Below are 14,230 nucleotides of genomic sequence, written 5' to 3' on the forward strand. Positions count from 1 at the left end.
TATGTTTCATCATAACATACCCTTCATTTTTGCACAACACGGGCATTTTTTACATATAATGTTTCTGACAGTATAAAAAGCCTTGAGGATATCAGATATGAGATTTTTGAAAGCCATGCAGACTTCTGATCGGGGAAATTTGCAGATACAGATTACTTCGTCTATTGATTCTTTTCCCGTTCCAGATGCGTCAATCCGTATTTCCTATACAGGTATTCCTGAAAACACACTGGAAGAACTGACAACCGATAGCTCCGGACAAAGTGAAACCATTGAGCTTGACGCACCGCCTGTGGAGTATAGCCTGGATGTAACAAATGAAGAACAGCCATATGCGGAATATACCCTGGAAGTAAACGCTCCGGGATTCGAGCCGGTCAACATCGCAGGAACGGAAATACTGGCCGGTGTGACGGCAATTCAGAAGATTCGTCTGCGTCCACTTGTCACGGAAGACCAGACCCCGGAAATCTTTGTGATTCCTGCACATACTCTGTACGGTGTGTATCCGCCGAAAATCCCGGAAAACGAGATCAAGCCGGTAAACGAAACCGGTGAGATTGTGCTAAGCAGAGTTGTCGTGCCGGAATACATTGTTGTTCACAATGGCTCACCACGCGATTCTACCGCACAGAATTATTATGTAAAATATAAAGATTATATCAAAAATGTTGCTTCCAGTGAAATCTATGCAACCTGGCCGGAAAATACGATCCGGGCAAATGTACTGGCAATCATGTCTTTTACGCTGAACCGGGTTTACACCGAATGGTCACTTCGTATAAGGTCATTCACGGTTGCAAAAGTATCTTTCTTAATGAATTAGTCATTCAGCTGAAAGAATGTGGAAGATGTTAGCATTTAGGGACATGCATTCTTTTTGGGTAGTTGGATAAAGCGTCAAAAACTTTGTGATAGATGACCTGATTCGGATAATATCTATAATCTGTGAAAACAGAAATTCCTGTTTTGTAGAAATATTCAAGAATGGCAGCCGCACAGCCAGAACTTCTGCTTTCTCCATATTCACATTGACAGATGATATCCAGTCCGTCATTTTTTGCATCAAAGATAAATTCTGCCAGTTGGTCAGCTTCAGGAAAATAGCTGTCATAGCTCAAATTAAATTTAGGCAGAACGGATAAATCAATATCATGTACGGCAACATAAAATATTCGCTCTGCCTTATTTTTATAGTCAACTGGGGCAGAGTTTTTATTGTGATAATTATCGGATGGGTCAAGAAAACTGATAACAGCTGAATTTTTCGGAAAATCTCCATTGATAAGCGTTTCAATCGCCTGTCTGGAATAAATACTTACCTGCATGAAAATAACCTCTCTTTCATGGAATTAACTGGGTGCAACACCATCTATAATGTTAATTTTGCTCTTCAATAATTTTCAAATACTTGTACACCGTTGGGATTGAAAGAGAACAAAGGCGTGCTAACTCAGATTTGTTTATTTTTTTATTTTTGTATTGAGGATAGTAATGATAAAAAACGGATGGAATATTATCAATGGTTGTTACAGGTCTTCCGATTGTCTTACCTTTTGCTTTGGCATTTTCCATTCCGCTTTTTACACGTTGGCTTATCATGTTACGTTCCAGTTCTGCAAATACACCCATCATTTTTAACATTCCCTCAGTCATTGGATCAAGTTCTTTGCTACAGTCTACTTCAAAAGTTCCAAGCACCAATTTGATATGATTCTTTTTGACAAATTCTATGATTTCGCATAATTGCATGGTGCTTCGTGTAAATCGGCTGACCTCAGTAGCAATAATTGTATCGCCTGATTGCACGATATTTAAGAGTTTATCTAATTCTGCACGATTGGTTTTTGTTCCACTTTCATATTCTTTGTAGATTGTTTCATCAGTAGCACCTTGCTGTTTTAGTTCTCTTACCTGTCGTTCAATATCCTGTAAATCCTCATTAGTGGAACATCTTGCGTATCCGTATATCATTTGCATTCACTCCTTGAGCTGTGTGTAAATCTTATACCGGCAACCTCTGCAAACGCCTGAAACCACCAATCAACAGGGTCAGCATAGGAAGATTCTTCTATCGTCTTTCGTAATGCTGTCTGATATTCTATATATTCTGGAAACTCCCATTTCTCAAAAGGCAATACTTTTTCAATATTATAGTAGTTCATATGGTAGTGGTTGGTTACATCTTCAAGAGGTGCACATTTTAAATGTAATACATGTTTGTAAGTATCTCTTCCGTAAGCAGTAGCCATTTGTAACGTATATGTTTCTACAGGTACATGGAAAAATCTTCTTGCAGAATTGATATCCCAGTATCTTGTTTGGAGATTGGACTCAATTACTATCAGATGAACAAGTGTCTGATTGATTAGTCTTTGAGCAATGCCATATGACCATTTGCATATTCCATCGTACATATGAATGAGTGTATTACATAAAGCATAATGTGTTTTATCAAAATCCTGTTGGGTTTCTGATTCAAACAAACGTGGCAGATTTTCAGAAAGAAAAAATTCTGATTTATACTCGTTTTTGGTATCCTGATTAAACACATTCTTGCCATGAAAGTGTATCTGTCGCCAAAAGTCACGATAGGAACGATTAACTGCATGGAAAATAATTTGCGAATCTGTGAAAGTTTCTTTTATTCCATAATGGTTATAAAGCAAAAATAAGTTTTCATTCATAGAAATCATCTCCTTTGTGTTTTCTCTTTCGACGTCGATTGATTATTTATATTGTAAGATGATACTATGTTACATTCAACCCCTCTGAAATCCGTTAATAATTTCGTAATAATTTGCTGTTCAACCCAAAACATAAAAGAAACGGTGGGTTAAATTTCTTTTATGATATATGCAAAAAATATCCATAATCACATTGGATTACAGATATTTTTTGAATGGAAATAACCATAAAGGAAAAGAGATGTTTTCTTTTATGGGGGATATACTATTGTTTAGCCTTTTTAATTGCCTGCTGTCTTTTTTGATATCTATGTTCGTTAATAAGTATATCTGCTTTCTGCCAGTTACTGATACTTCTTAAAAGTTTATTTCCATGTTCTTGAATATCAAGTACCTGTTCATTAAGATAAGTGGCATAATGCTGATTTTGCAGAACATCGTTCAATATTTGAGTTTGAGTACGCATAGCGTTCAACTGTTGATTTGCAATATCAACTTGCTGTTGTTGATAGCGATGCGATACGTCCTGATCATATCTTTCTATTGCAAATTTTAAATCATAATCAGAAGTTCCCATAAAAGTTGCTAAATATGCAACTGACCCAATTCCACGATATTGTGCAGGGATAATATTTTTCTTATATACTTCCTCTAATGTATCATGGGTTTGAGCAATTACATTCTTTAGTTCTTCTTTTTTGCTATTATATGTAGCCATGGTATAGGTCTGGTAATGGTCATAGTCCTTTTTATACTGTTCTAACGCATTATTATAGTCTTTGCATTCACTTTTATAACGTTCATACATTTTCAGATATTCCTCATGCACCCGATTAGATTCAGCTAGCTGTCTTTTCTCATTTTCAGAATCTATTTCTTTACACTTTTTCTGATAATCAGCAGAGTTTCTTATATTTTCAACAGCTTCTTTCTTTTGTTGCTTAACCCATGCACGGTCTTTAGATAGTAAACGAAGTGAGTATACAATACCACAAATGGCTATTACACTTCCGATAAATATAAAGGATTCTTTTATTAAGCCAATTATTATACCGATAATATAAAGGGGAATTCCCTTTTTCCAATTTGACGGTGTTTTTATATATGGCGGTTGAATTTGTGGATATTGCTTTAGTTGCACTTTCTGTGGTGTCATTTCCATAGGTTCTGTTGGTTTCAAAGGCTGTCTAGGTGCTTTTGGAATATTATGGTTAAGTTCGTTTAAATCACGATTAAGAATTAGTAGCGTATCCTCTAAATAATACGCAGTTGTAAGATTTTCCAATTCTTCTTGTCTTGACATAATTTATTCAATCCCTCCATTAATCCATTGAAAAATTAAAATAATTGATAATTTCTCTGGTTTCGTCATTTTCTCCATAAACATTTATAAGTAATTCATATTCAGCCTGAGCAAATGGATATTTGGAAATCATGTCTGCAAGAAGCTGTCCTACTCTATCTTTCGGGAACATAGGATTTTTCAAATTATTTATCATCGTATTATATTCATTTCCAGTTTTAGTATATATTTGTTTTAATATTCCATTATCAGCAAGAAACTGAATCATTGAGAAGAATGTGCAAAGATAGTCGTTATAAACTTCTTTAAAAAATACATCTTCTTTAAATTTAGAAAAAATTTGTGCTTTTTCTTCATCAGACATTTGTAACTGATGAGAGACAAATTTTCCAAGTGCACTCATTCCAAAGTTAAAAGTTTCTGCTTTTGCGATTCCTTTTGCAGCACCCTTTAATCCAAACCCACCACCTTGTAATCGAACAGAATTGCCTAATTTGTTTCCAAAGGAATCAGCGGATTGTTTCTTTTCTAATGTTATTCCCAACATAGTACTGTATGATGTGACAGCACGATTGTATGTATCTAATTGATAATTATAAAAAGTCTGTTTATCAACATTAAAGACACCAAAAACAAGAAATAGACTGTATGCACGTTCCAACATCGGAGCCAATCCTTCCATGTACATGTCTTCAAAATAATGTAATAGTGTATCATAATCTTTTACACACTGATGATATCTAAATTCAAAGCGATTTGCATAATATTGAGCGGATTGTTTGAATAAATCTTTATACTGGAAACAGGTATCTAATTCTTGTGACACGTTAATTATATTTCCATCCAACTCAAACTGCTTGCTATTTCCTGTAAGAGCAGTCCATTGTTCGGGTTCTTCAACAGTACAAGGTGGATAGCTTTCAAATGGTGGAAAAACTTTTGGCTCTTCGATTTTTTTGATTTCTCCAAAAACTTCTTTTCCAACTAATTTGTTTGCTTCTTTATTTAGTGCGTTCCCCATATCTGCGAATTTGTTAAATCCTTTTTCAAATAAACTTGCCATTTTAAATCGTCCTTTCTGAATTACAAATGTTTCTAATTACGCATATATCACATTTAGGATTCCTTACAGTACAAACTTCTCCATATCCGTTTGCACAATACATCCAGAGGAGATAGTCAACTTCTGCACAATGCTTTCCCATTTGTTCAGCTATTGACTGGATAATATCCATAGCTTCATATATTGGAACAGTTTCATATTTTGAACAGCCTAAGATTTTACTTCCGAGAATTCGTCGGATATGTCTGTCAGGTTTTGCAATATCATACCCAACATTTCTTAAATACTCCGCATTGAGTGCTTCTCCCATTTGATTCATTTTGAAAAAGGATTCTGGAGAAGACAGTTTTTCAATTAACCCTTTCAAAGTAGAATCTTCGGCTATGTATTTTTTATAACAAGAATCAATACTACCATACTGATTTTCAATCTTGGACAATAATGGAATATTGTTTTTAATTAAAGCCTCCATCTGCTTTCTTGTACTTTGTGTTGCTCCACAGATTTCCTTTATTCTTTCAGTAAAGAAATCAGATGAACTGGATAAAATATATTCCATGTTGTAATTATGAAACAGTTCATCTATAGGAGTGATTTTTCCGGTTGAATCATCGATCCCATCAACAACTCTGTCCCATTTAGCACCTGAACTTAACATGGAATAAACCATTCCACGAATATGGTCTTCAATAGTGAAATTTTCCTGATATTCTCGCCTGTCAATCTGCTTCTTGATAAATGAATGTTCCCATAGCTTTGTTTCAGGCAATTTATTATTCAAATAGCTTTCCATTGTATCAACGGCATGAACTATCATTTGATTACTGTAAGACATTGCAATCCTCCTTTCTCTGTATATGTATAAGCTAAGTTTAAAACGCATTATGAGTATTGTCAACTCTATTTGCGTATTATAAGAAATAGAAAGAGTTCTTCATATAGTATTGGAATATGGAGGAAGAATACTATGAGTTTTGGAGATAACCTACGTGCTTTAATTGAAGAAAGAGACATTACCCAAAAAGAACTTGCAAAGAAATTAAACATTGCACCATCTACATTGGGGAGTTATGTCCAGAATGTGCGTGAACCTGATTTTGCCACATTGAAAATGTTTGCAAATTTTTTTGATGTTTCTACAGATTATCTGTTAGATCATTCAGTAAAAGAATGTTCTACCCGTCAGGAAAATGAGCTGTTGCGAGTATTCCGTTCTTTAAGCGAAGAACAACAGTATATCTGCATTGAACAGAGCAAAGTATTTATGTTGGTAAATCAAAAAAGAAAAGAAGAAATATAGAAATCATGATACAGTTTAAATGATGTATAGGTTTTTGGAGAGGACAAAGGTCTTCTCCATTTCTTTTACCAGTCTATTGGTAAAATGGTGCAATGAACCAGTCAGCCACCTTAGATGTCAGATTTTCATAAATTTTCTGAAATACCTTCTATTTATATGATTGAGAATATAATCAATTTACATCAGGAAAGGAAGATGTTATTTATGAAAAGAGTCAAATCCAGGATTTATTCAACTCAGGAACTAGACAAAAGAAAAAAAGCTATATTTTCTACACAAGATATAGAACAGATTTTAGGGATTCTTTATGATACGACAGGGCATGATATGAGCTTTGAGAAACAAGAGGATGGAATGTTGTCTGTAACCATTGATGGAACTGTGTATTCTGTTGATACGGTGCAATAAATAATGAGTGGTATGTTAATCAGATATCAGGCGGAGAGATTTTTGCTCTCCGCTTTTTTAGGGGGAATTATATGCATTAGATAACAAAATTTGCAAAATCAATGGTAATTCTTTCTCTCACTATGGCTATTTTCCCATTCTGCCGTTTGTTAGTCTAATTTGTTTTATTATTGCTTTTCGTGGATTTTTTCTAGGCTTGCAGTTTAACATATTGTCAAATAGTTCATCGAAACTGATGGAATCCGTAAAAGCGTTGATATAGTTACAGTAATTTTCAATGTAATGTGACGATTCATTTGGTTTCTCATGTGTTACTGTTTGAAAATGTTCATAAACCATTCGAGCATAAATTGCATTATAACTTTCAATTCCGCGAAATTTTGTAATATATCCGTCTATTTGAGAACTAACGGTATAAAGTCCACATGCACGTTTTAGAATACTTCCTTTTTTGATATTACTCAGAATGAATTCGTCATAATATTTTTTCGTATATTCTGGTAATTCACATAAACGAATATGGTCGATTTTTCCGTCATAAACCTCTACTGCTGTTATAATATTGGTATTTTTATCAACATATATATCAATCTTTCCACGAAGCGGGCGATTTATTTGCTTCTTATCGTGTGTAAACAGTTCAGGTTTAATCGTTTTCATTATATTCAAACGAGTACGATTACTTCCTATTTCCAAATCTATATTTTTCAATTCAGTATTTAAACCAGAAGCTGTTGCAGAATTACCACATGAGCCGACATATTCAATTGCGGCAAACCATTGACGCATAGATAAATGTGTATGCTCAAAAACAGTTCCTGTAGTTATTGTTGACTGATATCCACATTGCTGACATTTATATTTATATGGATCAAGTAGCCAATATTTTTTACATTCGCATTTAGGGCAAAAAAAGCCATCTGTCCATTTCTTTTTGAAAAGATAGTTTCTACAACTTTCTTCCGTTGGAAAACGTTTATTAAATTCAGTCCAGTCCATATTATATCCTCAACTTTCTTTCGTAATTGCAGTAAACACTGATAAGTTCTTAAAGTGAATGATTTCCACTTAATCTTTATAGAGTATATATAAAAAATAAATATCTTACAAAACACCAAAAAATATCCCTCAAGAGGGGCGGGGCAAACTATGTCTTAAAATATTCAAGCATCAGCCTGTTTGCATTTGCAAAACTCTTGATAATTGCATTATACATCAATCAGTTCTTAAAGTGAATAATTTTATTACTAGGGTTATATATAACAAGAGATACAAAAACATCTCTTAAAAACTACAACTAAATATATCTCAAGCAAAGGGGGCGGAAAATTATGCCATAAAATGTTCAACCCGGATGTAGTTCCTAAAGTGAACATTTTTATCTCTCGGGTTATATATTACATGAGATGCAAAACATCTCATAAAACTACAACTAAATAAAGCTCAGACCAAGGGGGTCGGAAAACTATGCCATAAAATGCTCAACCCAGAAGTTTCTAAAGTGAACATTTTTATCTCAATGGTTATATTACATGAGATGTGAAAAATCATCTTATGAAATTACAACTAAATATATCTCAAGCAAAGGAGGTGGTAACTATGCCATAAAATATTTACTCTCATATTTTCGTACTTGTAGAACTTTTGAAAGGAGATAGCAAAATGAACGCTAAAACGTATGCTTCTACTAACAGACCTACCTGTTGGAGTGAAATTGATTTCGCTGTTGCGGAAAAGTCAGTTAAAAAGCTGCAAAGACGAATTTACGTCGCTTATGTACAAGGCAACACCCGTAAATGGAAAACTTTGACCGAATTCATGTTTCACTCGTTCTATGCAAGAGCCTGTGCTGTCAAGCATGTATGTTCAAGAAAAGGCAAAAAAACAGCAGGTGTAGATAATGTTCTATGGCTGACGGATACTGATAAATTCAATGCAATTTTCAGTTTACGTTTACGAGGATATAAACCACGTCCACTGAAACGAGTTTATATCAAAAAGCCAAATGGAAAGTATCGAACTCTTGGAATTCCGACTTATAAAGATCGTGCAATGCAAGTTCTTTATAAATTCGCAATAGAGCCAATTGTTGAATTACATGCCGATGAACATTCGTATGGTTTCCGAAAAGGACGTAGTGTTAAAAGTGCAGTGTCAAAGCTAACAGAGTATTTATCTAAAAATCCTGATTGTGAATATGTATTGAAATCAGATATAGAATCTTGTTTCGATAACATTGGTCACGAATGGTTATTGGAAAATTTTCCAATAAAGCCAGAACTTCTTCGAAAGTTTTTGAAATCAGGATTCATAAAAGATAACTCTTACCATACCTCAAAGAAAGGAATACCGCAAGGTGGCAGTGTATCCAGTTGTTTATGCAATTGGACATTGGATGGTATTGAGGGTGTTTGTCGAGAAAGACTTTATCAATGGAAAGCTTTATGCGGCGTTAGTAACCGCAAAAGTGCCCTTTCGGGCATTGATGTTCCTTTCGGCATAGATGCTGAGCCTTTCGGTGCAGATATTGTGCCTATTGGTTCTGATGTACGGGGGATTCTTATACGCTATGCTGATGATTTTCTCTTTACTACTAATGTATATGCGACTTTTGTCCTGCGAGCAAAGTTGCTTCCGGAAATTGATGATTTTCTTTCTACCAGAGGGTTGAAGCTCTCAAAAGGAAAAACAGCCCTGTGCAAAGTTACGGATGGATTTGTTTTTCTGGGATGGAGAATCTGTAAACAAAATGGAGAGATAAAATGTTTTCCTGCTCCTAAGGCGATTGAATCGCTGAAGAAAAAGGCAAAAGACATTTTATTGGACGAATCTATTTCTAGTGAAAAAGAAAAGATAGGAAAAATTTGCCAAGTGATAAGGGGGTGGTTGTCATTTTACTCACTGGCATCTTATCCGTTCTTTTCAGAAATGCAATCCGACTTCATGGAGTTTATAAGTCAATTTTCAGGAAGGCAACGACAGCTCGAGAAAGAAATTCAACAAATATTTTCCGATTGGAGAGTGAGTGTGTATGAAAAGAATAATGTATATCGACGTTGAAATATGTCCTGTGTGTGGAATTTTAAATAAAGATTTTTTACTGGATGGTAATTACTTTTATCTTTGCCACTGCTGTGGACAGTTTTTTCGTAGCTTTTCTGATGGCAGAGAGCCAATTATTGGTATTACTTTTTATCCCAAAACCATTCGTTTTAATCGACAGCTAAATGCATTAAGACAAAATTGGTACAAATTACAAGAATTAAAAATAATGAAACATCATGAATATAAATTTTCAAAGGATGACTATGACGAGGTCGTTGACTACAGTTCAGACAGGAAGGATGTAAAGACTAGTCTGAATCCCGAAAATAATTTACTTGAATATTATGATACTGCTTTTAAGCGTAAGAAAAAAACAAAGTGATTTCAGATAGATATATATTACAAGATTAAAAAATTCCGAATGGTATTCACTTTTACGATGATTCAAAAGATGAAGCGGATTATTCAGATTGTCTTTCTCCGTGAGGAAACTTTTCTCGAAAAATAAAGGCATCAACAATATGAATTTATTGGAGGTACCTATATGAAACAGGAAATTTCTAAATTCCCATCTTTTAATCACTCTGGGAAAGAACATATAATAAACACATTTACATCTAAGGAATGTGACAAGTCTGCTGAAAATAAAGATGTAACAAGTAATATATTTATGGAGGCAAAATTGAAGAACGTGTCACGTAAATGTTTTGAAACAGAAGCAAATGGTTTTAAAGTTATATTGGATTTTCCTAAACAAAACAATTGCGAGATGGAAGAAACACAGTTGAAAGAAGTAAAACAAATTATGTTAACGCTTCTAAAGGAACAGACAACACAGAAAATGTAACAGATTTATAAAGAAATACAGATTACTGTACTCAGATATCTAAGGAGGATAATCAAATGAAAAATATGAAAGAAAACACTAAAAAAACAGTAAGAATTTTACTTCGTGCAAATTCAACCTATCAGTCAGAGATGGATGAAAGTTTATCTATTCAGCGTGAGCTTATTATAGAGGAGGTAAAGAAACATCAAAATTGGATTTTAGACTCAAAAGAATATATTGTAGGAAATAACGTGGGGGATAAAGATTCAGTAACCGACATAAATGTTTTACAGGCAGCTTTGCGTGATGCAGAAAACAGAGAATATGACATTTTAGTGTCAGATAAAGATGACCGACTGGGGAGAAGAATGTTGGAGATTCCAATGAATATTATGTCCTTAAAACAGCTTGGAGTAGATGTTTATACCGTTAAAGATGGACTGCTGACTCTTGACCTTGGAGATATCACGGGAATGCTGATGTTATCCATGCGATATGCAATGGCAGAAAAAAGCAGTTCTGATACGGAGATGCATATTAATACAATTTAGAAAATGTAATACAGATGGTCTTATTTTTAGATCGAGGAGGAGAATCAAATGAAAGATGTGAAAGAAGATACCAAAAAGATAGTACGAATTTTACTCCGTGTAAGTTCTGATCAACAGTTGGAAGCTGATGGGGATTTATCTATTCAGCGCAAGATTGTTGTCGAGGAAGTGAAGAAACATGAGGAGTGGATTTTAGATTCAAAAGAATATTTTGAGGGAAGTAACAGTGGTTATAAAAATTCAGTAGCTGACAGAGATGTTTTACAAGAAGCTTTACGTGATGCAGAAAACAAAGAATATGATATTTTGTTAGCTTATAAAGATGACCGACTTGGAAGAAGAATGTTAGAGATTCCAATGTATATTATGTCCTTAAAACAGTTTGGAGTAGATGTTTATACCGTTAAAGATGGACTGCTGACTCCTGACCTTGGAGAAATCACGGGAATGCTGATGTTATCCATGCGATATGCAATGGCAGAAAAAAGCAGTTCTGATACTGGTATGCGAGTAAAGGACACTGCCCAAAAACTTGTGCAACAGGGAAAATTTATGGGAGGTAAAGCTCCTTATGGATATAAATTAGAGTATTCGGGAGAATATAGCAAACATCAAAGGGCATTGAAACATCTGGTTATTGCACCAGAACAAGCAGAAGTGGTAAAGTATATCTATGAGTTATCATTTTATAAAGAATTTGGCTCTGGAAAAATTGCATCTTCTTTAAATAATGATAGCAGATATAAAAATTTAGCACCAAATGATGTATGGAAAAGCGGAACAATTACAAGCATTCTTACCAATCCTATTTATGCAGGATATACTGCATACAAAAGACGGGAAACCCAAAATGGGATGTCACATAGTTTAGATAGAAAGGATTGGATTATTGCCGAAAAACAAAATAAAGAGATTACAATTATCAATCCTGAATTATGGGAAAAAGTTCAAATAAGTCGTCAGAAACGCAGAACAAAATATCAAAAACAGCCATGGAATGAAAAAGCAACTATTATTTCCCGAAATGATGGGAATCTAGCTTTGATTGATGTAGCCTATTGTGGTTACTGTGGGCGAAAACTGACTAACGGTACAAAGTATGATTATTGGACAATTAAAGGAACAGGGGAACGTAGAAGTTCTCAGAAAAGTATTTATAAGTGCCAAAATGTGTGGCAAGGTGTTCCACATGAAAAAATGAAGCAGATTCGTGCGGATAAAATAGAACCAATCGTATTTAAAAAATTATCTGAGTATGTCGGACGATTACAGGAAGATGAAAATATATTTGAACAGATTTTGGAGAATCAGTCTTTTGAAAAGAAGCGACAGGAACAGATTCTTGTACGTGAGAAACGAAACTTACAGGAAATCGAAAAAAATATTGATATTCTGAATGATGCAATTCCAAATGCGATTACAGGTACATACCCATTATCGTTGGAAGACCTTGCAAAGAGTATTGAAAAGCAAAAAGACAAAGCATCGAAACAGAAAACAGTTGTTGAGGAATTGGAAACAAATATAAAAAATCTTTCAGTGAGTCAGGAGGATTGGGAAAATTTATATCATAATTTGCCAACGTGGCAAGATATCTTTATGAATGCAGATGTCGCAACAAAACGGGTACTGGTAAATAAGCTGATTGAACGGATTGATATTACAGATGATACAGTGGTGATTCGTTTCAAAGTGGATTTAGACCACTTTTGTCCCCAACCACGAATGACCGTTAACGAAAGGGTATCGCAATCAGGGCTATGATTTCACAATTACATCTTCTACGGCTTTTGATCACAAATGGATTCCGGAACGAAATGTTTTTGACTCCATTTCTACAGTGGTGGACGAACTGTTTGCAGATTATCTTTCCAGACCGAATGTAAGGCAGCCGATTCTGACACAATACTGTGACGGAAGACAGGTTCAGTGTCCGAACTGGATGACCCAATGGGGTTCTAAAGCACTTGGTGATCAGGGGTATTCTCCGTCGGAAATCCTCCGCTATTATTACGGAGATGATATTTACATCAATACCGCTGAAGAAATTTCAGGCATTCCGTCTTCATGGCCAGGGTATACCCTTTCCCAGGGCTCTTCTGGTACAAAAGTCCGGCAAATGCAGGAACAGCTAAATGTCATTGCCGGTGCATACCCGGCAATTCCGAAAATCACAGTTGACGGTATTTATGGTCCGGCAACAGCATCGTCCGTCAGAAAATTCCAGTCGGTGTTCGGGCTTCCGGTAACCGGAACTGTTGATTACCGTACATGGTATAAAATTTCCGAAATTTATGTAGGTGTATCCAGAATTGCAGAATTGTCCTGACTTGGATTTTATATTATGATCTAAGTTTTCTCCCAAAGTCTGCTTTTATGCAAAGAATACCAAATGCGTCATGCTTCAGTTTAAAATGTTTCATACTCATCTGGTGCAGATTACTGCAAAATAAAAAATGCTAAAATTAACAAAACCTCCCAGTGTAATCTGAATTTATTCTCCATATACTAGGAGCGTAACACAAAACAAAATGTTACAAAAAAGGAGGAAATGAATATGGCAAGTCGTTCATCAAACAGAGCAGCCGTGCCAGAAGCAAAAGGTGCACTGGACAAATTTAAATACGAGGTTGCAAGCGAACTGGGAGTACCGTTATCAGACGGGTACAACGGAGACTTAACTTCAAGACAGAACGGATCTGTCGGAGGTTATATGGTCAAGAAAATGATCGAAGAACAGGAAAAACAGATGTCCGGTCGATAGGACAGTCAGTGAAGGTATCACAGGCATTTCTGCCGGATACAAAAAGGGAATGTCTGATAAACAGGCACTCCCTTTTTCTCTGATCACTAAGCTGGAAATCGGACTTGAACCGACGACCCCTTCATTACGAGTGAAGTGCTCTACCGACTGAGCTATTCCAGCATTCGTACTGCTTTCGCAGTCACGAATTATATTATATCAAATTTTTGAATAAAAGCAACTCTTTTTTAAAAAAATTACACTTTAAAATAAACATAAAAAATAGGTATTGAAATCTGTA

The 14,230-nt window shown here is 35.0% G+C and carries 15 protein-coding genes, 1 tRNA gene and 2 pseudogenes; 10 read left to right on the forward strand and 8 right to left on the reverse strand.

Features of this window, described 5'->3' with window-relative positions; genetic code table 11:
• Positions 1-97 precede the first annotated feature (97 nt).
• Positions 98-772 (forward strand): annotated as a pseudogene (locus tag PG766_RS01870) (carboxypeptidase-like regulatory domain-containing protein); the annotation flags it as partial.
• Between the two features lie 82 nt (positions 773-854).
• Here the strand turns inward: PG766_RS01870 and PG766_RS01875 are convergent.
• The 6 genes from PG766_RS01875 to PG766_RS01900 all read right to left on the reverse strand — a co-directional run bounded on the left by PG766_RS01875 (position 855) and on the right by PG766_RS01900 (position 5,888).
• Entirely contained in the window at positions 855-1,328 is a 474-nt protein-coding gene (locus PG766_RS01875) for a hypothetical protein (protein ID WP_118198319.1), read from the reverse strand.
• Positions 1,329-1,380: 52 nt separating this feature from the next.
• Positions 1,381-1,974: a recombinase family protein gene (locus tag PG766_RS01880; RefSeq protein ID WP_182438564.1), complete on the reverse strand. Its 594-nt coding sequence runs from the start codon at positions 1,972-1,974 to the stop codon at positions 1,381-1,383.
• Entirely contained in the window at positions 1,971-2,687 is a 717-nt protein-coding gene (locus PG766_RS01885) for a hypothetical protein (RefSeq protein ID WP_118198317.1), read from the reverse strand. Before PG766_RS01885 ends, PG766_RS01880 begins: the two co-directional genes overlap by 4 nt.
• A 265-nt stretch (positions 2,688-2,952) precedes the next feature.
• Positions 2,953-3,990 (reverse strand): hypothetical protein, encoded by a 1,038-nt coding sequence (locus PG766_RS01890; protein ID WP_118198316.1) that lies wholly within the window; start codon positions 3,988-3,990, stop codon positions 2,953-2,955.
• Positions 3,991-4,009: 19 nt separating this feature from the next.
• Entirely contained in the window at positions 4,010-5,053 is a 1,044-nt protein-coding gene (locus PG766_RS01895) for a hypothetical protein (RefSeq protein WP_118198315.1), read from the reverse strand.
• A gap of 1 nt (position 5,054) precedes the next feature.
• Positions 5,055-5,888, reverse strand: a complete 834-nt coding sequence (locus tag PG766_RS01900) for a hypothetical protein (RefSeq protein ID WP_182438563.1) — start codon at positions 5,886-5,888, stop codon at positions 5,055-5,057.
• 132 nt (positions 5,889-6,020) lie between these two features.
• Here PG766_RS01900 and PG766_RS01905 point away from each other — a divergent pair, with 132 nt between their 5' ends.
• Together PG766_RS01905 and PG766_RS01910 are read left to right on the forward strand one after the other, a co-directional pair.
• Complete coding sequence (locus PG766_RS01905; RefSeq protein WP_118198313.1) at positions 6,021-6,353, forward strand: helix-turn-helix domain-containing protein; 333 nt, start codon at positions 6,021-6,023, stop codon at positions 6,351-6,353.
• A gap of 204 nt (positions 6,354-6,557) precedes the next feature.
• Complete coding sequence (locus tag PG766_RS01910; RefSeq protein WP_118198312.1) at positions 6,558-6,761, forward strand: hypothetical protein; 204 nt, start codon at positions 6,558-6,560, stop codon at positions 6,759-6,761.
• 126 nt (positions 6,762-6,887) lie between these two features.
• Here the strand turns inward: PG766_RS01910 and PG766_RS01915 are convergent, their stop codons facing one another.
• Positions 6,888-7,760, reverse strand: a complete 873-nt coding sequence (locus PG766_RS01915; RefSeq protein WP_118198311.1) for a transposase — start codon at positions 7,758-7,760, stop codon at positions 6,888-6,890.
• A gap of 663 nt (positions 7,761-8,423) precedes the next feature.
• Here PG766_RS01915 and PG766_RS01920 point away from each other — a divergent pair.
• The 7 genes and pseudogenes from PG766_RS01920 to PG766_RS01950 all read left to right on the forward strand — a co-directional run bounded on the left by PG766_RS01920 (position 8,424) and on the right by PG766_RS01950 (position 13,950).
• Entirely contained in the window at positions 8,424-9,821 is a 1,398-nt protein-coding gene (locus PG766_RS01920) for a reverse transcriptase domain-containing protein (RefSeq protein WP_118198310.1), read from the forward strand.
• Positions 9,793-10,188 carry a hypothetical protein gene (locus PG766_RS01925; RefSeq protein ID WP_118198309.1) on the forward strand — a complete coding sequence of 132 codons (396 nt, stop codon included), beginning with the start codon at positions 9,793-9,795 and terminating at the stop codon, positions 10,186-10,188. The genes PG766_RS01920 and PG766_RS01925 overlap by 29 nt, the downstream gene beginning before the upstream one ends.
• A 162-nt stretch (positions 10,189-10,350) precedes the next feature.
• Positions 10,351-10,653 (forward strand): hypothetical protein, encoded by a 303-nt coding sequence (locus PG766_RS01930; RefSeq protein WP_118198308.1) that lies wholly within the window; start codon positions 10,351-10,353, stop codon positions 10,651-10,653.
• 56 nt (positions 10,654-10,709) lie between these two features.
• Positions 10,710-11,186, forward strand: coding sequence for a recombinase family protein (locus PG766_RS01935; RefSeq protein ID WP_118198307.1), 477 nt, complete (start codon positions 10,710-10,712; stop codon positions 11,184-11,186).
• 48 nt (positions 11,187-11,234) lie between these two features.
• A complete protein-coding gene (locus PG766_RS01940; protein WP_270590323.1) occupies positions 11,235-12,950 on the forward strand; it encodes a recombinase family protein in 1,716 nt (571 codons plus the stop codon).
• Positions 12,922-13,515 (forward strand): annotated as a pseudogene (locus PG766_RS01945) (peptidoglycan-binding protein); the annotation flags it as partial. The gene PG766_RS01940 and the pseudogene PG766_RS01945, both read left to right, overlap by 29 nt.
• A gap of 228 nt (positions 13,516-13,743) precedes the next feature.
• The gene (locus PG766_RS01950; protein ID WP_022220917.1) at positions 13,744-13,950 is read left to right on the forward strand and encodes an alpha/beta-type small acid-soluble spore protein; all 207 of its coding nucleotides are present in this window, start codon (positions 13,744-13,746) and stop codon (positions 13,948-13,950) included.
• A gap of 89 nt (positions 13,951-14,039) precedes the next feature.
• On the opposite strand, the gene PG766_RS01955 is transcribed toward PG766_RS01950, so the two are convergent.
• A tRNA-Thr gene (locus PG766_RS01955) sits at positions 14,040-14,112 on the reverse strand.
• Between the last annotated feature and the right edge of the window lie 118 nt (positions 14,113-14,230).

It is taken from the genome of Coprococcus sp. LG101-27 (genome assembly GCF_027695515.1).
GTDB lineage: Bacteria > Bacillota > Clostridia > Lachnospirales > Lachnospiraceae > Allocoprococcus > Allocoprococcus comes.